This is a genomic window from Aeromicrobium sp. Leaf291, assembly GCF_001423365.1.
In the GTDB taxonomy this organism is placed as follows: domain Bacteria; phylum Actinomycetota; class Actinomycetes; order Propionibacteriales; family Nocardioidaceae; genus Aeromicrobium.
Genome location: NZ_LMNM01000001.1, coordinates 842,004 through 861,398, shown reverse-complemented (window position 1 = coordinate 861,398; position 19,395 = coordinate 842,004). Strand labels below are relative to the sequence as shown.

Below are 19,395 nucleotides of genomic sequence, written 5' to 3'. Positions count from 1 at the left end.
CACCCGGTGGGCGCCGATCGGGCAGCGGCCGCTCAGACGAGCGCGCGCTCGGGGACCGGCACCCAACCCGTGGAGTCGCGCACGACCAGCTCGCTGACGAAACGCTGATGCGTCGACGGACGCCGCGGGCTGTCGATGCGCTCGAGGAGCAGGTGCACACCCACGCGCACCATCTCCTCGACCGGCTGGCGAGCGGTGCTGAGGCTGAACGCCTCCCAGGAGGCCATGTCGACGTCGTCGTACCCGACGATCCACAGGTCGTCGGGCACGACGATGCCGGCGGCACGGGCCGCGTCGAGGGCGCCGAAGGCGCTGAGGTCGTTGCTGCAGAAGACTGCCGTGGGCGGGTCGGGGTGCTCGAACATTCGCTGCAACGCCTCGTAGCCGCCGCGGTGGGAGAAGCGGCCGTCCATGACGAACTCCGACGGGATCTCCACACCGTGCGCCGCCGCACCCCGCACGAAGCCGACCCTCCGGTCGTGGGCGGTGCTCGCGTCGGGCGAGCCCGTGATGAGGCCGGCCCGGACCCTGCCGTTGACGGCGAAGTAGTGCGCCACCCGCGAGGAGACCGACGCGTTGTCGGAGTCGACCTGGTCGCAGCGCACCCCCTCGACGATGCGGTTGACGAGCACGAGCGGGGCCCCGGCGTCCAGCGCGGTGCGCAGGGCGGTGGAGGTGCTCGTGGCCGTGGTGAAGATGAGGCCGTCGACCATCTTCTGGCCGATCGCCTGGATGGCGCCCTTCTCCCCCGCTCCCTGGGAGTCCCACAGGATCATCCGCAGGTCCAGGCTGTCGAGGGTGCGCGACAGGGACTCGATGACCTCGGGGTAGAACGGGTTGGTGACGCGGTCCACGACCACACCGATCGTGCCGCTGCGCTTGAGCCGCATGGCCCGCGCTGCGAAGTTCAGCTCGTAGCCGAGCTCCTCGGCGGCCTTGATGACACGGGCCCGGATCTCCTCGGAGACGCCCGCGGCGCCCGACAGCGTTCGCGAGACCGTCGCCTGGGACACGCCCGCGGCCGACGCCACGTCCCTGCTGGTGACCACGTGGACCCCGTGCCTCTCGTCGGCCTGACCGTCTGACTGCGCGCAGGCTACTACCAGCGCATACGTATCCGCAAAAGATTCGCAGCCGCGCACGGACTCCCGACCGTGGTCCGGGCGAGCCGGGCACCACCCCGCCGGGACAGCAGCCTCGGCGGGCTCAGGCCCGCATCCGCGCGGCCGCCTCGCGGACCGCGCGCACGATGTTGTGGTAGCCGGTGCATCGGCACAGGTTGCCGACCAGTGCCGCGCGGATCTCCTCGTCCGTCGGGTCGGCGTTCGTCGCGAGCAGCTCGCGCGTGGCGAACAGCATCCCAGGCAAGCAGAACCCGCACTGGAACCCGTACTCGTCCCAGAAGGACTCCTGCACGACGTCGAGCTGCTCGGCCCCTTCGACGGGGGCGGACCCTCCGGCGAAGCCCTCGATCGTCGTCAGCGCGGCGCCGTCGACGCTGCCTGCGAGCACCATGCACGACTTCACGCTGCGGTCGTCGAGCGCCACCGTGCAGGCGCCGCAGTCGCCCGTCTGGCAGCCGAGGTGGGTGCCGGTGAGACCGAGACCCTCACGTACCAGCTCGAGCAACGTGAGGCGCGGGTCGAGGGCGACCGCACGGTCCTCGCCGTTGACGCTGAGCCGGATCGGCGCGTCCTGCGACGCAGCCGTCGGATCGTGGCTCATGGTGCGACTCCTGCCTGCTCGAGAGCTCGTCGGGCGGCGACGGGCGCGACGCTGCGCCGGTAGCCGGCGTCGGCCAGGACGTCGTCCCAGGTCTGCTGCAGCAGCGCCGCCACCTCGGCCGCGAGCGCCCCGGCCCCGGGGGCCACGTCCCGCTCGAGGACGACGGGGACGGGACCGGCCGCGCCGATGGCGACCCGCACACGCCGGCCGTCCGCGTCGAGGACGCACGCCCCGGTCGCGATCGGCCACGAGCTCGCCGCGTGCTTGAGCTTCACGTACCCGTGCGCGCGTCCCGCCGTGCTCGGGAGCACGATCTCCAGGAGCAGCTCGTCCGGTCGCAGGGCGGTGCGGTGGGCTTGGAGGAAGAACGCGTCGACGCCGACCTCGCGCACGCCCTCCTCGCTGGCCAGGCGGAAGCGGGCGTCGAGCGCCGCGAGGCAGCCGGGGACGTCCGACCCGGGTGCCGCCTGGCAGGCGGACCCGGCGAGCGTCGCCGCGTTGAGCAGCTGCACGCCCCCCGTGACGCCGGAGGCCATCGCGACGAGGGTGGGCGCGTGCTCGGCGACCCGCGGGTCCGCCAGCACGTCGGCGTAGGTGGCGGTGGCCGCGAGGACGAGGTCGTCCCCGTCGAGGCGGACCGGCTGCAGGCCCAGTCTTCCGAGGTCGACCACGTGGTCCGGGGACGCCTCGCCCGCGACCATCTCGGGGACGAGCAGGGTGCCACCGCCCAGCACGCGGGCACGTGGCCCGGCCTCGGCCAGCACCGCCACCGCGTCGGCCAGCGCCGTCGGCCGCTCGTGGCGGAACCGGTGGCGGATCATGCGTTCCTCCCCTCGGCCGTCTGCAAGGCGGCCAGGACCGTGGGCGGGGTCAGGGGCAGCCGGTCGAGCACGACACCGAGTGGCGCCAGGGCGTCGTCGATCGCGTTGACCACGGCCGACAGTGCGCCGCCGACCCCCGCCTCGCCGGCGCCCTTGGCGCCGAGCAGGGTGAAGGGGCTCGGGGTCACCAGGTGCTCGACCTCGATGTCGGGCAGGTCCCCCGCGCGCGGCATGAGGTAGCGCTTGAGACGGTCCGTGACGAGGCAACCGTCGTCGTCGTGGACGATCGACTCCATCAGCGCGGCGCCGATGCCCATGGCGACGGCCCCGTGCATCTGGCCCTCCACCAGCGTGGGGTTGATGACCGTCCCGCAGTCGTGCACGACGCCGAAGCGGCGCACCGTCGAGATGCCCGTCTCCACGTCGACGTCGACCACGGCGGCGTGCACCGCGTAGGAGTAGGTCGGGTAGGTCTGCGGCCGACCGTGCTCGTCGGGCACGAACGTCAGGTTGTCGGGCTTGTAGACCCGCGTCGACTCCAGCGCCGGCGTGACGCCGTCGGCGACGCCGAACGCCTGCGAGTACACCGTGAGGGCGACCTCTTCGAGCGGGCACGAACGGTCGCCCGCCCGAGCCCGGCCATCGGCGAGGACGACCTCGTCGACGGTGACGTCGAGCAGCGACGCTGCCACGGTCCGCAGGCGCAGGGCGATGTCCTCGGCGGCGAGCGCGGCGGCACTGCCGCCCACGACCATGCTCCGTCCGCTGAAGTTGCCGAAGCCGTAGGGGCAGCGGTCGGTGTCGCCCTGCACCACGGTGATCGCCGCAGGCGCGACGCCGAGCCGGTCGGCGACGATCTGGGCGATGCCGGTGTCGTTGCCGCCGCCGGGCGAGGTGACGCCGGTCAGGACGGTGACCTGTCCGCTCGGCGCCACGCGGACGGTCGAGGTGTCGAAGCCGCCGACCAGGGTGCCGGGCGTGCCGCCGGCCTCCGGCGTCAGCTCGAAGGCCAGGCCCAGGCCGGTGCGCACCGTCGCGTCGGCCGACTGCTCCCGCTGCCCGCGGCGGACGCCCGGCTCGTCGACGAGCGCCCGGACCCGGTCGAGCGCCAGGTGGTACTGGCCGCTGTCGATGTTGAGCCCGGCGGTGGTCTTGTACGGGAAGGCGTCGTCGGCGATGAGGTTGCGGTGCCGCACCTCGGCGGGGTCGAGGCCGAGCTCGCGCGCCACGAGGTCCATGACGCGCTCCATCATGAGGTTCGTGGCCTCCTTGCCGTACCCGCGCGAGGCGTTCCACGGCGACTTGTTCGTCGCCACGATCCGGAAGCGTGCGTCGACGACCTGGACGTCGTAGCCCGTGGGGAAGGCGAGCGCGGTCAGGTAGGCCATGCCCCAGCCGGGCGCGGCGCCGAGGGCGCCGACGTTGGCGACCAGGTCGTCGCGCAGCGCGCGCACGCGGCCGTCGCCGTCGAAGCCGACCGTGACCTCGTGGTGCTGCTCGCGTCCGCCCACGAGCAGGCAGTCGCTGCGCCGCTCGGTCCAGCGCACCGGGCGGCCAGTGATCCGGCTCAAGACGCAGACGAGCGGCTCCTCGGGGTGGCCGTGCATCTTGAGGCCGAACGCGCCGCCGACGTCGGGCACCACGACCTGCACCTGCTCCTCACCGAGGCGCAGGGCCGAGGCCAGCACGGCTCGCAGGGGGTGCGGGTTCTGGCACGAGCCGTGCAGCGTCATGCGCCGGGTCTGCTCGTCCCAGGTCGCCACGTAGCCGCGGGTCTCCATCGGCTGCTGGGAGTAGCGCTGGATCGTCATGGTCGTCGTGAGCACGCGCTCGCAGCGCGTGAGCTCCTCGTCGACGTCGCCCTGGGTGTACGAGCCGGCCATGACCACGTTGTCCGGCCAGTCGGCGTATGCGCGCGGCGCGGTCGACTCGAGGGCCCGCACCGCATCGAGGACGTGCGGCAGCGGTTCGTACTCCACCGAGATCGCGTCCAGCGCGGCCTCGGCGTCGTGGATCGTCTCGGCGACGACCGCTGCCACGGGCTGGCCCACGTGGACGACCTCGCCGAGCGCGAGGCAGCGCACCTCGACGCTGCGCCCGCCGAACGTCGCAGGGTCGATGAAGTGCGGGATCGGGTCGGCCAGCTCGGCAGCGCCGACGCCGTCGAGCGCCGCGACCACGCCGGGGCTCCGGCGTGCCGCCTCGAGGTCGACGTCGACGATGCGCGCGTGTGCGTGCGGGCTCCGCAGGATCGCGAGGTGCAGCGCACCGGCCGGACGGATGTCGCCGACGTAGCGCGCGCGGCCCGTGAGGAAGGCGTCACCGCGCAGTCGTCGGGTCCGTGAACCGACGTGGGTCGGCGCCACCCCCGCGGTCACGGCAGCTGGATCCGCAGCTCGACGCCGGTGCGGCCCGTGACGTGCCGCTTGTCCACGTCGCCCCAGTGGATCTCACCGTTCTCGTCCGGCGTGGAGCCGAGCGCCTCGGTGAGCGCCCGGTGGCTCGTGACCACCATCGTCGCGCCGCTCGACAGCGGGAACGGGGGCTCGTGCCACGTCCCGCGGTGCAGCGTGAGCCCGGCGTCGCCCGGGACCCAGAAGGCCCGCACCTCGTCCAGGCGGGGGATGCCGTTCTCCTCGGGGGCGTCGGGGCGGGCCACGACGCACAGGAACGGGTTGCCGCCGAGCGGGATGAACGCCTGGGCGATCTCGAAGTGCCGCTCCAGGAAGTTGATCCGGTACTCGCGGATGTGCTGGCGGGTCAGCAGGACCTCGACGTGGTGGTCGCTCTCGAGGGAGCCGGCGACGAAGTTGTCGTCGCGGTCGCCGTAGAGGTCGTAGCCGAGCGACTCGCGCCCGGCGGTGCTGATGACCTCGCCGTACGGCGCGAACGCCTCGGCGGTCAAGGGCTCGGGGACGACGGCCATGAGCGTCGTGGGGGCGGTGACGTCGGACATGGGGCTCCTTGCGGATGCAGCGGTCTGAATACGTATTCAGACAGATGCGAGAGGGCCTGTCAAGAGGGCTGACCAGCAGCCGGACGGACCTCGACCCGCGCGACCTGGCGCCCCGCCCGGCGGCGGAGCCTCCGACAGGAGTCGAACCGCGACATCCTCATGACACGTGCGGCGCACTCATATCGAGCCTGCACCTCGGGAGGAATCAGAGCCTCCGACAGGAGTCGAACCCGCGACATCCTCATGACACGTGCGGCGCGCTCATATCCACCGTCGAATCAGAGCCTCCGACAGGAGTCGACGTGCGGCGCGCTCATATCCACCGTCGAATCAGAGCCTCCGACAGGAGTCGAACCCGCGACATCCTCATTACAAGTGAGGCGCTCTACCAACTGAGCTACGGAGGCGTACCGACCCATCGTAGGGCGACTGCCGTCACAGACAGGGGTGCACGTCCTCCTCTACCGTGGACGACGCCGCCGATCATCGAGGACCCCATGCGCATTCGCACCGTCAGCCTGACCACTGCCTTCGCGGTGATGGCCATGCTCACCGTGGGCACGGTCGCCCTCGTGTCCGCCACGGGTGGCGGCGACCGGTCGAGCGCGAGCGACGCGCCGGCCGGGATCCCGACCACGTCCCTGACGCCGCCCACGACGAAGCCGTCGCCCACACCGCGACCCACGAAGGCTTCCGACGGCACCGACGAGCCGGCCGACCCCAAGCCGTCGGACCGCGCGACGGCGGCACCGTCGAAGGCCCCTCGCACGTCGGCTCCTCGCGCCAGCTCGCCCCGACCGGCGGCCACCACCCAGCGCCCCGCTCCCGCTCCGTCGAGCGCCGCGCCGGAGCCCAGCGCGACTCCCGGCCTGCTCGACGGCCTGCTCGGCCCCCTGCTCGGCGACTGAGCACGCGCCTGCGTCCGGGCCCTCCCGCTGACCCTCCAGGTCGTGCCATCCTGAGCGGGTGAGCGCACCCTTCGCACGCCTGCTCTCGGCCACCGCTCCACTCTCGGCTCCCCTCGCGGCGCTCGACGCCCCGGCACTGTGGGCCAACGCCGACGACCTCGTGCGGCGCGCAGCCGGCGTGCCGATCCGCGTGGCCAGCAAGTCGGTGCGGGTGCGGTCGGTCATCGAGCGCACGCTCGCCCGTCCGGGCTTCGCCGGCGTCATGTCCTACTCGTTGGCGGAGAGCTGCTGGCTCGTCGACCAGGGCGTGACCGACGACGTGCTGCTCGCCTACCCGACCGTCGACCGCGCGGGTCTGCTCCTCCTCACCGAGCGCAGCATCGAGGGCGAGCGGCGCCGGGCGGCGATCACGCTGATGATCGACTCGGTCGAGGCCCTCCGGGTCGTCGACACCCTCGTCGGAGGGTCCCACCCCGAGCTGCGCGTCTGCCTCGACGTCGACGCCTCCCTGCGTCCTGGCGTCCTCGGGGTCCACCCGATCCACCTCGGCGTGCGCCGCTCGCCCGTGCACTCGGCCAAGCAGGCGGGCGCCCTGGCCCGCGCCGTCAGCGCCCACGCGGGCTTCGACCTCGTGGGCGTCATGTTCTACGACGCGCAGGTCGCGGGGCTGCCGGACACGTCGCCGGCCGTCCGCATGGTCAAGCGGATCTCCAGCACCGAGCTCGCGCACCGTCGGGGCGACGTCGTCCGCGCCGTCTCGCAGCACGCCGACCTCGAGATCGTGAACGCGGGCGGCACCGGCAGCCTCGAGGTCACCGGGGCCGATCCCGCCATCACCGAGCTCACGGCGGGCTCGGGGCTGTTCACCCCCACGCTCTTCGACGGATACGACGCGTTCGAGGCGCACCCGGCGGCCTACTTCGTGCTCGACGTCGTCCGCCGGCCCGCCAAGGACGTGGCCACGTGCTTCGCCGGCGGCTACACGGCGTCCGGGCCGGCGCAGGCCAACCGCATGCCCACTCCGGTGTGGCCGGAGGGGCTCACGCTCCTCGGCACCGAGGGGGTGGGCGAGGTGCAGACCCCGGTGAGGGGCAAGGCGGCCCGCGGCCTGCGCATCGGCGACCGCGTGGTGTTCCGCCACGCCAAGGCCGGCGAGATGTGCGAGCGCTTCGACGCGGTCACGCTGGTCGACGACGCCGGCCGCGCCGAGACGGTGCCCACGTATCGCGGAGAAGGGAAGAACTTCGGATGAGCGAGCGGTCGGCGGCGCGATGAGCGTCCTGTGGCAGAACTGGGCCCGCAGCGTCCGAGCGCACCCGCGGCGGGTGCTGCACCCGGCGTCGACGCAGGAGGTGGTCGAGGCGGTGCGCGCGGCACGCGCCGAGGGACTGCCGGTCAAGGCCTACGGCGCCGGCCACTCGTTCACGCCGATCGCGGCCACCGAGGGCGTGCTGCTGCGGCTCGACAGGATGGACGCCGTGCTCGGACACGACGCCGCCACGTCTCGGGTGCGGGTGCAGGCGGGCATCTCGCTGCACGCGCTCAACCCACGCCTGCTCGCGCTGGGGCTGGCGCTGCCGAACCTCGGCGACGTGGACCCCCAGTCGGTGGCGGGCGCGGTGTCCACGGGCACCCACGGGACGGGCCACCGACTGCACGGCATCTCCGCAGCGGTGGTCGGGGTGCAGCTCGTCACCGCCGACGGCGACGTGATGGAGATCGACGAGCAGCACCCGTGGTTCGGGGCCTCCCGCGTCACGCTCGGCGCGCTGGGGATCGTGACCGAGGTGACGCTCCAGTGCGTGCCGACGTTCCTGCTGCACGCCCGCGAGGAGCCGATGGCGCTGCCCGAGGTGCTGGACCGGCTTCCCGAGCTCGTCGAGGAGAACGACCACTTCGAGTTCTACTGGTTCCCGCATACGGAGAAGGCGCTCGTCAAGCGCAACAACAGGGTGCCGGACGGGTCCGAGCGCGCACCCGTGGGGCGGGTGCGGCACCTCGTCGACGACGAGCTCCTGAGCAACGGCCTGTTCGAGGTGGCCAACCGGGTGGGCCGTCGCGTTCCGTCACTCGTGCCGCGCATCAACCACCTGAGCGGGTCGGCGCTGTCGGCCCGCGAGTACGTGGACCACTCCCACGAGGTGTTCGTCTCCCCGCGGCGCGTCCGGTTCCGCGAGTCGGAGTTCGCCATGCCGCGGGCGGCCCTGCCCGAGGTGATCGCGTCGCTTCAGCAGTGGTTCGGCGCGGGACACGAGACGGTGTCGTTCCCGATCGAGGTCCGGTTCACGGCCGCCGACGACGTGTGGATGTCGACAGGGCACGAGCGCGACAACTGCTACGTGGCGGTGCACCAGTACCACCGGGTCGACCCGACGGCGTACTTCGCGGCCGCGCAGGACGTGTTCACCGCGCACGAGGGACGACCGCACTGGGGCAAGATGCACACGCTCGGGGCCGACTACCTCAGCGGTCGGTACGCCCGCTTCGACGACTTCGTCGCGATCCGCGACGAGCTCGACCCGCACCGCGTGTTCTCGAACCCCTACCTCGAGCGCGTGCTCGGGTAGGGGCCTCACGCGAGCGACAGGAAGACCTTCTCCAGCCGGGCGACGTCGACGTCCTCGCCCTCGGTGACGCACTTCTGCATCCCCGTGCTCACGAGGGCGAAGCCGCTGCGACTGAGGGCCTTGCTCACGGCGGCCAGCTGCGTGACGACGTCCTCGCACTCCGCGCCCTCCTCCAGCATGCGGATGACGCTGGCCAGGTGGCCGTGGGCGCGCTTCATGCGAAGGGCGACGGCCTTGGTGTCCTCGGGCTCCAGGTGCATGCTCGCATCTTAACCCCCCAGGGGGATGTGTGATAGCGTCCTGACAGGATCCCCCCAGGGGGATAGAGAGGAGATTCCCTCATGACCCACGGAAAGGCCGTGCTCGACGAGCTGTCGCCCCTGCACCGCGCCCTCCGGCGCGCTGTCCCCGACGTCTACGCGGGCTTCGGCGAGCTGCACCGCGCGGCCTTCGCCGACGGCGCCCTCGACGTCCGCACCAAGGAGCTCGTCGCGCTCGCGATCGGCGTCGTGGAGGGGTGCGACGGATGCATCGCGTCGCACGCCCAGGCCGCCGCCCGCGCCGGCGCCACCCGCCAGGAGGCCGCCGAGGCCATCGGCGTCACGTTCCTCATGCACGGCGGCCCCGCCACCATCCACGGCCCGCGCGCCTACGACGCGTTCTGCGAGTTCGCGCCCGAGGACGGGCCCGCACCCACCACCCCCTGACCCAGGAGTCCCGACATGTGCCGACCCGTGACCTGCTCCACCTGCTCCAAGACCACCTGGGCCGGCTGCGGCCAGCACGTCGCCCAGGTGCGCGCCACGGTCCCCGACGACCAGTGGTGCGCCGGACATCCCGACGAGCCCCGCAGCGGTGGGGTGCTGCGCCGCCTCCTCGGTCGCTGACGCGTCCTCTTGCCGCGCTCCCCGGCCACGTGCTGGAGTGAGGGATGACCACAGATGAGCACGGCGGGGGTGCCGGGCCGCGGGCGGCCGATGAGCACGGCGGGGGTGCCGGGCCGCGGGCGGCCGATGAGCACGGCGGGGGTGCCGGGCCGCGGGCGGCCGATGAGCACGGCCGGATCGATCCGCCCTTCGCGGGTGACGAGATGTCGACGCTGCGGGGCTTCCTGGACTTCCACCGCCGCACGCTCGCGTGGAAGCTCGAGGGGCTGACCCGTGACCAGCTGGCCGCGACGCACCCTCCGTCGACCATGACGCTGGGCGGGATGCTCAAGCACCTCGCCTACGTCGAGGACTCCTGGTTCGGGGAGGTGTTCCTCGGACGCGAGCCGTCCGAGCCCTGGCGGAGCACCGACTGGCAGGCCGACGCCGACTGGGACTGGCACTCGGCGGTCGACGACGACCCGGCCGACGTCCTGACGCTCTGGAAGGAGTCCGTCGCGAGGTCCGACGCCGCACTCGAGGCGGCGACCGACGGCCTCGACACCCTCGGCGTGCGCCCCTGGCGCGGCACGGGAGAGCCGCTCTCCCTGCGATGGATCGTCGTGCACATGATCGAGGAGTACTGCCGCCACAACGGCCACGCCGACCTCTTGCGCGAGGCGATCGACGGCTCGACGGGCGAGTAGCGCCACGACCTTCCGGTCCGTGTGGGCCCATGGTTGGATGGATGTGACCAGCACCACATCGCTGCGTCATCGGCGCGTGCCTCACCCCGGCACCGCTCCCACCCATGGCGGACCCCCACCCGGTCGTCCGCGGACAGGAGGACCCGTGTTCGAGGAAGGCCAGTACTTCGCCCCCGTGAAGCAGACCGACGACGGCCGGATGACCGTCGAGCTGGGCGCCGACCACCCCGGGCTGCACGACCCGGAGTACCGCGAGCGCCGTGACCTCCTGGCCACGCTCGCCCACCGGTGGGAGCCCGGCGAGCCCGCCCCCGAGGCGCCCTACACCGACGCCGAGCACGAGGTGTGGCGCGTCGTGAGCGAGGACCTCCTCGCCAAGCACGAGACCTACGCCTGCCGCGAGTTCCTCGACGGCAAGGCCGCCCTCGACCTCCCGCTCAACCGCGTGCCGCAGCTCGAGGAGCTGTCCGACCGGCTGGAGCCGATCACCGGCTTCCGGTACCGCCCTGCCGCCGGGCTCGTGCCCCTGCGCGAGTTCTACGGCGCCCTCGCCGACCACGGCTTCTGGGCCACCCAGTACGTGCGCCACCACTCCGTCCCGCTCTACACGCCCGAGCCCGACGTGCTGCACGAGGTCGTCGGGCACGGCAACACGCTCGCCAACCCCCGGTTCACCCGCCTGTACGAGGCCGCGGGCCAGGCGGCCCGTCGCGTCGAGACGGCCGAGGCGCTCGAGTTCGTCAGCCGGGTCTTCTGGTTCACCCTCGAGTTCGGCGTGGTGCACGAGCCCGACGGCCTGAAGGCCTTCGGCGCGGGAATCCTGTCGAGCCCCGGCGAGATCGAGGAGTTCCGCGGCATGACGATCAAGCCGCTCGACGTCGTGGCCATGGGCACCACCGACTACGACATCACCCACTACCAGGACGTGCTGTTCGCGGCAGACTCCTTCGCCCACGTGGAGGACGCGGTCGGCGGGTTCTGGGACACCTGCACCGACGACTCGATCAACGCCCTGCGCGCGACCGCTGCCTGACGACTAGCACGGGCCGACCGGACGCCCCAGGACGTCCCACCTCCTGAGCAGGTGCCACGACCCCCTCCCCGCGGTCCACGGTGGACACATCACCACCGCACACCTGGGGAGGACGAGATGACCGTGTCCGTGGACACCACGCTCGAGACGGCCCTGCGCAACGCCATGGCGAACTTCGCCACCGGGCTCACCATCGTCACGACGTCGGCCGGAGGGCGCCCGCACGGCACCACCCTGAGCGGCGTCATGTCGCTCTCGATGGACCCGCCGATGATCCTGCTGTCCCTGTCGCGGACGTCGAGCCTTCTCGCCCGCCTGCAGCGCGGCGGGCGCTTCGGTGTCAACGTGCTCGCGGCCCACCAGGACCAGGTCGCCCTGCGGTTCGCGACGAAGGTCCACGACCGCTTCGCCGACATCGGGTGGCGCGACGACGGCGCACCGCGCCTCGACGACGTCCATGCCTGGGTCCTGGCCGACGTGACCGGCACCGTGCCGGCGGGCGACCACGTGCTCGTCCTCGGCACCGTCGTGTCCGCCGAGACCGGCGACCACCAGCCGCTCACCTACTGGCAGCGCACCTTCGGCACCCACAAGGCGTTCTGATGCGAGTCCACTCGCCGCTCGCCGAGCGATGTCACGACTGAGCCGACCCCGCCACCTCCTCACCACCTCCATCACCTCTCACCAGGAAGGGGCTGCTTCGCCATGCCCATCAGCACCGATCCCCTGAAGTTCGCGTACTGGGTCCCCAACGTCTCCGGCGGACTCGTCACCAGCACCATCGAGCAGCGCACCGACTGGAGCTACGACTTCAACGTGAAGGTCGCCCAGCTCGCCGAGCAGGTCGGCTTCGAGTACGCCCTCAGCCAGGTCCGCTACACCGCGTCGTACGGCGCCGACCAGCAGCACGAGTCGACGAGCTTCAGCCTCGGCCTGCTCACCCAGACGGAGAAGCTCAAGGTCATCGCCGCCGTCCACCCCGGTCTCTGGCACCCGGCGGTGCTGGCCAAGTGGATCATCACCGCCGACCACATCTCCGGCGGTCGCGCGGCGGTGAACGTCGTGTCCGGCTGGTTCAAGGACGAGTTCACCGGCCTCGGCGAGCCGTGGCTGGAGCACGACGAGCGCTACCGCCGCAGCGAGGAGTTCATCCGCGTGCTGCGAGGGCTCTGGACCGAGGAGGGGTTCGAGCACCGCGGCGACTTCTACCGGATCCACGACTTCACCCTGAAGCCTGGACCGGTCGACGTGCCGGGCCGTCCGCACCCGGAGATCTTCCAGGGCGGCAACTCCACGGCAGCCCGCCGCAACGGCGGCTCGGTGGCCGACTGGTACTTCTCCAACGGCAAGGACCTCGACGGCTTCACCGAGCAGTACCTCGAGGTGAACCAGAACGCGTCGATCGCCGGACGCGAGGGGCAGGTGAGGTTCGGCCTCAACGGCTTCGTCGTCGCCCGCGACTCCGAGGCCGAGGCCCGGGACGTGCTCGAGGAGATCATCGCGAAGGCGAACCCCGACGCCGTCGAGGGCTTCCGCCAGGCCGTCCAGCAGGCCGGCAGCAGCACGAGCGACGGCAAGGGGATGTGGGCCGACTCCTCCTTCCGGGACCTCGTCCAGTACAACGACGGGTTCCGCACCGGGCTCGTCGGCACGCCGGAGCAGGTGGCCACCCGCATCGTCGAGTACAAGAAGCGCGGCGTCGACCTGTTCCTGCTCGGCTTCCTGCACTACCTCGAGGACATCGCGTACTTCGGCGAGAAGGTGCTGCCGATCGTCCGGGAGCTCGAGACGCAGGCCGTCGAGGCCGGGACCCTCGGCGAGGACGCCCTCACGTCGGCCTGACACCACGATCCCCCGGCGGCAGAGGCCGGCGGGTGCCCGCCGGGGTGGCGAGACCCCGACGGGCGGCATTCCCCACTAGCGCAAGGAACAGGAGCAAGACTATGACCACCACCGAGAACATCACCGTGCAGGAGGCCGTCACCTCCTCCCCCTGGGCCGACCAGGCCCGACCCACCACCCGCGAGGGCTGGCTCGAGCGAGCGGCCGACGTCGCCGGGATCCTGGCGGCGGACGCCGTCGAGCGCGATCGCGCCCAGGCCGTGCCCACGGCCGAGGTTCAGCTGCTCAAGGATGCCGGCCTCGTCACGCTGCTCGGTCCCGCCGAGCACGGCGGCGCGGGCCAGACGTGGGACCTCGCGTACCAGGTCGTGCGTGAGGTCGCCTCCGGCGACGGGTCCATCGGCCAGCTGCTGGCCTACCACTACCTGTGGGCCTGGGCGGTCCGCCTCGTGGGCACGCCCGAGCAGATCACCGCGGTCGAGGAGCTCTACACGACCGGCAACCTCTTCTTCGGCGGCGCCGTGAACCCCCGTGACGGCGACCTCACCATCCGCGACGAGGGGGACGAGATCGTCTACAACGGTCGCAAGTCGTTCTCGACCGGCTCGAAGGTCAGCGACCTCACCGTCCTCGAGGGTGTCCTCGACGGCACCGAGAAGCACATCTTCGCGATCGTCCCCAGCGACCAGCCCGGGATCGTGTTCCACGACGACTGGGACAACCTCGGCCAGCGGCTCACCGAGTCCGGGGGCGTCACCATCACGGACGTCCGAGTGCCGTGGGCGGCCGCCGCCGGCTACGTCGACAAGGAGCTGGTCGAGCTGGTCTACGGCACCCTCAACCTGCCGACGATCCAGCTCGTCTTCAGCAACTTCTACCTGGGCATCGCGCGAGGTGGCCTCAAGGCGGGGACCGCCTACACCCGCTCGACCACGCGACCGTGGCCCTACGGCGGCGACGACAAGGCCAGCGCGAGCGAGGAGTGGTACGTCCTGGAGGGCTACGGCCGACTCCAGAGCCAGCTGTGGGCCGCCGAGGCCCTGGCCGACGAGGTGGGCCGGGAGATCTCCACCCTTCTCCACGCGCCGCGCGAGGACCTGACGCCCGAGGCACGTGGGCGGGTGGCCGTGCGGGTGGCCGCGGTCAAGCAGCTCGCGAACGACGTCGCCCTCGAGGTGGGCACGAGGATCTTCGAGCTCACCGGGGCGCGGGCATCCAGCAACAAGGTCGGCCTCGACCTGTTCTGGCGCAACGCGCGGACGCACACGCTCCACGACCCCGTGGCGTACAAGCGTCGCGAGGTCGGCGAGTACGCGCTGCTCGGGAAGATCCCCGAGCCCAGCTGGTACACGTGAGCCCCTCCCCCACCCAGGACCGCTCGGGCGGGTGACCGGTCACGCACCGGTCCCCGCCCGGGCCTAGCACCCCGCTGCCCTTCACGCAGACCAGCCCACTGCTCGACACGCGACCCAGGCGTCGACCGCGAGGTCGACGCTGGTCGCACCACCCATCGAGAGGACCCCTCATGAGCACCACCACCCTCGTCCCGTTCGTCGTCGAGAGCACCGGCCACGGTGTCGCGCAGCAGATCACGGTCGGAGGTGACAACGCCCACGTCTTCCACGCCGACACCTACCCGGCCTTCGGCGGATCCGACGCGGCCCCCAGCCCGCTGGCGTACACGCTCGGCGCGCTCACGTCGTGCAACCAGATCACCGCAACCCTCGTCGCGAAGGACCTCGGCCTCACCCTCGGCGCGTTCACCTTCCACGCCCAGGGCGACCTCGATCCGTCCGTGTTCGTCGGCGGCGCCGAGGGCGACGCGAACTTCCGCGCCGTCAGCGTCGTCGCCACGGTCGAGACCGATGCCGACGAGGCCGCCTTCGACCGGTTCGTGAGCGAGCTCGAACGCCGTTGCCCCGTCACCCAGCTCTTCCAGCGCAGCGGGCTGGACTTCCGGTCCTCCTGGACCCGCGAGCCCCTGCCGTCGTGAGCACCGTCCCGCCGTCCGAGCTCGTCGTGACCGTCGCCGAGCACCTGCCGACCATCGCCGCAGGAGCGGGCGAGCGCGACCGGGAGCGGGCCCTTCCGCGCGCGGAGCTCGACCTGTTGTCCGCGCTCGGCGCCCTGGCCGTCACGGTGCCGGCCACCCACGGCGGACCGGGCGGCGGGGCAGTCGAGGCGGCCGAGCTCCTGCGGCTGCTCGCCACGGTCGACCCGAGCGTCGCGCAGGTGCCCCAGAGCCACTTCGTGTACCTGCGACTCGCCGAGATCGCCGGGTCCCCCGCCCTCCAGGAGCAGCTGTTCGGGGACGTCCTCAGGGGAGCCCGCGTGGCCAACGCGCAGTCCGAGCGCACGGGAGCGACCGTCACCGACATCGCCACCCGCGTCCGGATCGACGACCAGGGGTGGGCCGTGGTCGACGGCGAGAAGTTCTACGCCACCGGGAGCGTGCTGGCCGACTGGCTCGCCGTGCTGGCCCGCGACCGTGACGGTGCGGACCGCATCGCGTTCCTGCCGGCCGAGACGCCCGGCGTCTCGGTGATCGACGACTGGGACGCCCTCGGCCAACGCACCACCGCCAGCGGCACGGTGCGGCTCGACGCCGTGCGCGTCCCACTGACCCACGTCGCCGAGCGGGAGGCCGCGGTCGGCGGTCCGCACGGCTACGGGGCCTTCGCCCAGCTGCTGCACGCAGCGATCGACGTGGGCATCGCGCGAGGCGCGCTGACCGACGCGGCGACCTTCACCCGTACGTCCTCGCGGCCCTGGTTCGAGTCCGGGGTCGACCGCGCACAGGACGATCCGTTGCTCGTCCAGCGCTACGGCGAGCTGGAGGTGGCCGTCCGTGCCGCCGAGGCCGCGCTCGACGTCGCCGCACGCGCCGTCGACGCCACGTGGCGAGAGCCGTCCGACGCGGCCGCCACCGAGGCGTCGCTCTCCGTGGCCGCCGCGAAGGTGCTGGGCGACCGAGCGGCCCTCGAGGTCACGTCGGTGGGGTTCGAGCTGGGCGGCACCCGCTCGGCCGCACGCGGCACGGCCACCGGGGCCCACGACCGGCACTGGCGCAACGCACGCACCCACACGCTCCACGACCCCGTGCGCTGGAAGCTGCAGCACCTGGGCCGATGGGCCGTCGCCGGGACACCCCCGCCACGCACGGCGCAGGTGTAGTCGGTGGACGAGTCCGGGATGTGGGACCAGCGGTCGACCTTCTGTCGCGGCGTCATGCTCGTCTCATGAGCCTGACGTTCCACTGGTTCCTGCCCACCACCGGCGACAGTCGCACCCTCGTCGGCGGTGGGCACTCCGTGCCGGCCGACGTGGCGCGCGGCGGTGGCGCCGAGAACACCGCCGGTCGGTACCGCGAGCCCGACCTCGACTACCTCGTCGACGTCGCCCGCACCGCCGAGCGGCTCGGCTTCGAGGGGGTCCTGACCCCGACCGGCACCCCGTGCGAGGACGCCTGGATCGTCGCTTCGGCGCTGCTGGCGCACACCAGCCGGCTGAAGTTCCTCATCGCCCTGCGCCCGGGCCTGATCAGTCCGACGCTGCTCGCGCAGATGTCGTCGACGTTCCAGCGCGTGTCCGGCGACCGCCTCCTGCTGAACGTCGTGGTGGGCGGTGACCCGTCCGAGCAGCTGCGCTTCGGCGATCGCGTCACCAAGGACGACCGCTACCGCCGGGCCGAGGAGTTCCTGCAGGTCTTCCGCGACGCCTTCACCGAGGCCGGCTCGTCGTTCACCGGTGAGCACTACGACGTCGAGGACGCCCGCACTCGACAGCCGGGCACGGTGCCACCGATCTACCTGGGTGGCTCGTCCGCGGCTGCCGGACCCGTCACCGCGCGGCAGGTCGACACCTACCTCACCTGGGGCGAGGCGCCCGACGCGGTCGCCGAGAAGATCGCGTGGATCCGCAAGCTCGCGGCCGACGAGGGTCGCGAGGTGCGCTTCGGCATCCGGCTGCACACCATCAGCCGCGACACGAGCGAGGACGCCTGGGCGGTGGCCGACCGCATGCTCGCCGAGCTGGACCCGACCGACGTCGCGAAGGCGCAGGCGGCTCTGGCGGACAGCGAGTCGGAGGGCCAGCGACGCATGCGCGAGCTGCACGGCGGGGTGGCACCCACGAGCGCCCGGAGCCTCGAGGTCCACCCCGGTCTCTGGGCGGGCGTGGGACTGGTGCGCAGCGGCGCGGGCACGGCGCTCGTCGGCAGCCACGGCGAGGTCGCCGACCTCATCGGCGAGTACGCCGACATCGGCATCGAGGAGTTCGTCCTCTCCGGCTACCCGCACGTGGAGGAGGCCTACTGGTTCGCCGAGGGCGTCCGGCCCATCCTGAGCGCTCGGGGGCTCGCGGAGTGACGCCGCGCGCCTAGGCGTCGACCTGGTCGGCGTCGAGGCGGTCGAGCAGGGCCCGGCCGAAGCCGCGACCCATGGTCGCGAGGACCCCGTCCATCGCGGTCCTCACCGCGGGCTTGGCCAGCTTCGCCAGGGGCAGGTCGACCCGGACCTCGAGGTCGATGTCGAGCAGGGTGCCCTGCTCGTGCTCGGTGAGCGTGTAGACGCCCTCGACGCCGGCCCGCTCACGCTCGCCCTCGGGCGGGTCGTGCGTGAAGGACAGCCGGCTCGGCTCGTCGGACTCCATGCGCACCGTGAACGCGGGCGCGATGCTGACGCCGAGGCCGGGCACCTCGTCCATCGACCAGCGCCAGTGGTCGCCGTCGACCTCGATGCTGCGCACGAGCGGCGTCATGTCGGCCACGGCGTCGGGGTCGGTGAGGACCGCCCACACCTGCTCCCGGTCGGCCGTGACGACGGCGGACGACGAACGCTTCGACGAGAACCAGGTCATGCGTCGATCCTGCCCGCAGAAGCACCGGACCGCGCGTCGGCGACGGCAGGCTGGGTCGGCTGCCGGCGCCTCGGTAGCGTGACGCCATGCGTGTCCTCGTCACCGGCGGTGCCGGCTACATCGGTTCCCACACCGTCCTCACCCTCCTCGAGCAGGGTCACGACGTCGAGGTGGTCGACAACCTCGTCAACGGCAAGGCCGAGGCGGTGCGTCGCGTGGGCGAGCTCGCCGGTCGCGACGTCGCTCTGCACGAGGTCGACCTGACCGACCGCACGGCAACGCATGCGGTGCTGGGTCGCGGGTTCGACGCCGTCATCCACTTCGCCGCGCTCAAGGCGGTCGGCGAGAGCACCCAGAAGCCGCTCGAGTACTACGCCAACAACATGGGATCCACGTTCACCCTCCTCGAGGCCATGCGCTCCCACGACGTGCGCACGCTCGTGTTCTCGTCCTCGGCCACCGTGTACGGCGAGAAGGCACCGGTCCCCTACGTCGAGGACTTCCAGCCGCTGGACTCCTCGAGCACCTACGGCCAGACGAAGGTCATGACCGAGCGCATCCTCACCGACGTCGCCGCGGCCGACCCCGCCTGGCGGGTGGCGCTCCTGCGCTACTTCAACCCGGTGGGCGCCCATCCCTCCGGCCGCATCGGCGAGGACCCGCAGGGCACCCCCAACAACCTGGTGCCGTTCATCGCCCAGGTGGCGGTGGGCCGACGTGAGCGGCTGTCGGTCTTCGGCGGCGACTACCCCACGGCGGACGGCACGTGCGAGCGCGACTACATCCACGTCCAGGACGTCGCCGAGGGCCACGTGGTCGCCCTCGACGCGATCCTCGCCGACGAGCCGGGCGTGCACGCCTGGAACCTCGGCAGCGGTCAGGGCACGTCGGTGCTGGAGATGATCCACGCCTTCGAGCGCGCCAGCGGACGCGAGATCCCCTACGACGTCGTCGACCGCCGACCCGGCGACCTGCCCGCCTTCTGGGCCGACCCGAGCAAGGCCGAGCAGGAGCTGGGCTGGACGACCTCGCGCACCGTCGACGACATGTGCCGCGACACCTGGACCTGGCAGTCGCAGAACCCCCAGGGCTACGACGCCTGACCAGTCACCC

The 19,395-nt window shown here is 72.2% G+C and carries 21 protein-coding genes and 1 tRNA gene; 14 read left to right on the top strand and 8 right to left on the bottom strand.

Annotated features, from left to right (window positions below; genetic code table 11):
- Positions 1–32 precede the first annotated feature (32 nt).
- From ASF35_RS04325 to ASF35_RS04300, 6 genes are all read right to left on the bottom strand, one after another.
- Positions 33–1,049, bottom strand: coding sequence for a LacI family DNA-binding transcriptional regulator (locus tag ASF35_RS04325; RefSeq protein WP_055963322.1), 1,017 nt, complete (start codon positions 1,047–1,049; stop codon positions 33–35).
- Between the two features lie 157 nt (positions 1,050–1,206).
- The gene (locus ASF35_RS04320) at positions 1,207–1,725 is read right to left on the bottom strand and encodes a (2Fe-2S)-binding protein (protein ID WP_055963319.1); all 519 of its coding nucleotides are present in this window, start codon (positions 1,723–1,725) and stop codon (positions 1,207–1,209) included.
- Complete coding sequence (locus tag ASF35_RS04315) at positions 1,722–2,546, bottom strand: xanthine dehydrogenase family protein subunit M (RefSeq protein ID WP_055963315.1); 825 nt, start codon at positions 2,544–2,546, stop codon at positions 1,722–1,724. Before ASF35_RS04315 ends, ASF35_RS04320 begins: the two co-directional genes overlap by 4 nt.
- Positions 2,543–4,924: a xanthine dehydrogenase family protein molybdopterin-binding subunit gene (locus ASF35_RS04310; RefSeq protein WP_055963310.1), complete on the bottom strand. Its 2,382-nt coding sequence runs from the start codon at positions 4,922–4,924 to the stop codon at positions 2,543–2,545. Before ASF35_RS04310 ends, ASF35_RS04315 begins: the two co-directional genes overlap by 4 nt.
- Positions 4,921–5,502, bottom strand: a complete 582-nt coding sequence (locus ASF35_RS04305; protein WP_055963307.1) for an ureidoglycolate lyase — start codon at positions 5,500–5,502, stop codon at positions 4,921–4,923. Before ASF35_RS04305 ends, ASF35_RS04310 begins: the two co-directional genes overlap by 4 nt.
- A gap of 334 nt (positions 5,503–5,836) precedes the next feature.
- Positions 5,837–5,909, bottom strand: a tRNA-Thr gene (locus ASF35_RS04300).
- Between the two features lie 90 nt (positions 5,910–5,999).
- Between ASF35_RS04300 and ASF35_RS04295 the strand changes: the two genes are divergently transcribed.
- The 3 genes from ASF35_RS04295 to ASF35_RS04285 are packed head-to-tail and all read left to right on the top strand — an operon-like array spanning position 6,000 to position 8,977.
- The gene (locus ASF35_RS04295) at positions 6,000–6,410 is read left to right on the top strand and encodes a hypothetical protein (RefSeq protein ID WP_055963304.1); all 411 of its coding nucleotides are present in this window, start codon (positions 6,000–6,002) and stop codon (positions 6,408–6,410) included.
- A gap of 58 nt (positions 6,411–6,468) precedes the next feature.
- On the top strand, positions 6,469–7,662 hold the full coding sequence (locus tag ASF35_RS04290; RefSeq protein ID WP_055963301.1) for an alanine racemase: 1,194 nt from the start codon (positions 6,469–6,471) through the stop codon (positions 7,660–7,662).
- 19 nt (positions 7,663–7,681) lie between these two features.
- A complete protein-coding gene (locus tag ASF35_RS04285) occupies positions 7,682–8,977 on the top strand; it encodes a D-arabinono-1,4-lactone oxidase (RefSeq protein ID WP_055963297.1) in 1,296 nt (431 codons plus the stop codon).
- 5 nt (positions 8,978–8,982) lie between these two features.
- On the opposite strand, the gene ASF35_RS04280 is transcribed toward ASF35_RS04285, so the two are convergent.
- Complete coding sequence (locus tag ASF35_RS04280) at positions 8,983–9,237, bottom strand: metal-sensitive transcriptional regulator (RefSeq protein ID WP_055963293.1); 255 nt, start codon at positions 9,235–9,237, stop codon at positions 8,983–8,985.
- Positions 9,238–9,318: 81 nt separating this feature from the next.
- Between ASF35_RS04280 and ASF35_RS04275 the strand changes: the two genes are divergently transcribed.
- From ASF35_RS04275 to ASF35_RS04235, 10 genes are all read left to right on the top strand, one after another.
- Entirely contained in the window at positions 9,319–9,684 is a 366-nt protein-coding gene (locus tag ASF35_RS04275) for a carboxymuconolactone decarboxylase family protein (RefSeq protein WP_055963290.1), read from the top strand.
- 15 nt (positions 9,685–9,699) lie between these two features.
- Positions 9,700–9,864, top strand: coding sequence for a hypothetical protein (locus ASF35_RS18305; protein ID WP_200931717.1), 165 nt, complete (start codon positions 9,700–9,702; stop codon positions 9,862–9,864).
- A 44-nt stretch (positions 9,865–9,908) separates the two neighbouring features.
- Positions 9,909–10,550 (top strand): DinB family protein, encoded by a 642-nt coding sequence (locus ASF35_RS04270; protein ID WP_082495362.1) that lies wholly within the window; start codon positions 9,909–9,911, stop codon positions 10,548–10,550.
- Positions 10,551–10,695: 145 nt separating this feature from the next.
- A complete protein-coding gene (locus ASF35_RS04265; protein ID WP_055963284.1) occupies positions 10,696–11,583 on the top strand; it encodes a phenylalanine 4-monooxygenase in 888 nt (295 codons plus the stop codon).
- Between the two features lie 117 nt (positions 11,584–11,700).
- A complete protein-coding gene (locus ASF35_RS04260) occupies positions 11,701–12,186 on the top strand; it encodes a flavin reductase family protein (RefSeq protein ID WP_055963281.1) in 486 nt (161 codons plus the stop codon).
- A gap of 102 nt (positions 12,187–12,288) precedes the next feature.
- Positions 12,289–13,425, top strand: a complete 1,137-nt coding sequence (gene sfnG, locus ASF35_RS04255) for a dimethylsulfone monooxygenase SfnG (RefSeq protein ID WP_055963279.1) — start codon at positions 12,289–12,291, stop codon at positions 13,423–13,425.
- A 101-nt stretch (positions 13,426–13,526) separates the two neighbouring features.
- Positions 13,527–14,780: an acyl-CoA dehydrogenase family protein gene (locus tag ASF35_RS04250; RefSeq protein WP_055963276.1), complete on the top strand. Its 1,254-nt coding sequence runs from the start codon at positions 13,527–13,529 to the stop codon at positions 14,778–14,780.
- A gap of 170 nt (positions 14,781–14,950) precedes the next feature.
- Positions 14,951–15,418 (top strand): OsmC family protein, encoded by a 468-nt coding sequence (locus tag ASF35_RS04245; protein ID WP_055963272.1) that lies wholly within the window; start codon positions 14,951–14,953, stop codon positions 15,416–15,418.
- Positions 15,415–16,599 (top strand): SfnB family sulfur acquisition oxidoreductase, encoded by a 1,185-nt coding sequence (locus tag ASF35_RS04240; protein ID WP_055963269.1) that lies wholly within the window; start codon positions 15,415–15,417, stop codon positions 16,597–16,599. Before ASF35_RS04245 ends, ASF35_RS04240 begins: the two co-directional genes overlap by 4 nt.
- Before the next feature lie 65 nt (positions 16,600–16,664).
- On the top strand, positions 16,665–17,792 hold the full coding sequence (locus tag ASF35_RS04235; protein WP_055963266.1) for an LLM class flavin-dependent oxidoreductase: 1,128 nt from the start codon (positions 16,665–16,667) through the stop codon (positions 17,790–17,792).
- Between the two features lie 10 nt (positions 17,793–17,802).
- Here the strand turns inward: ASF35_RS04235 and ASF35_RS04230 are convergent, their stop codons facing one another.
- Entirely contained in the window at positions 17,803–18,282 is a 480-nt protein-coding gene (locus tag ASF35_RS04230; protein ID WP_055963262.1) for a CoxG family protein, read from the bottom strand.
- An 86-nt stretch (positions 18,283–18,368) separates the two neighbouring features.
- Between ASF35_RS04230 and galE the strand changes: the two genes are divergently transcribed.
- Positions 18,369–19,385, top strand: coding sequence for a UDP-glucose 4-epimerase GalE (galE, locus tag ASF35_RS04225; RefSeq protein ID WP_055963259.1), 1,017 nt, complete (start codon positions 18,369–18,371; stop codon positions 19,383–19,385).
- The last annotated feature ends 10 nt before the right edge of the window (positions 19,386–19,395 follow it).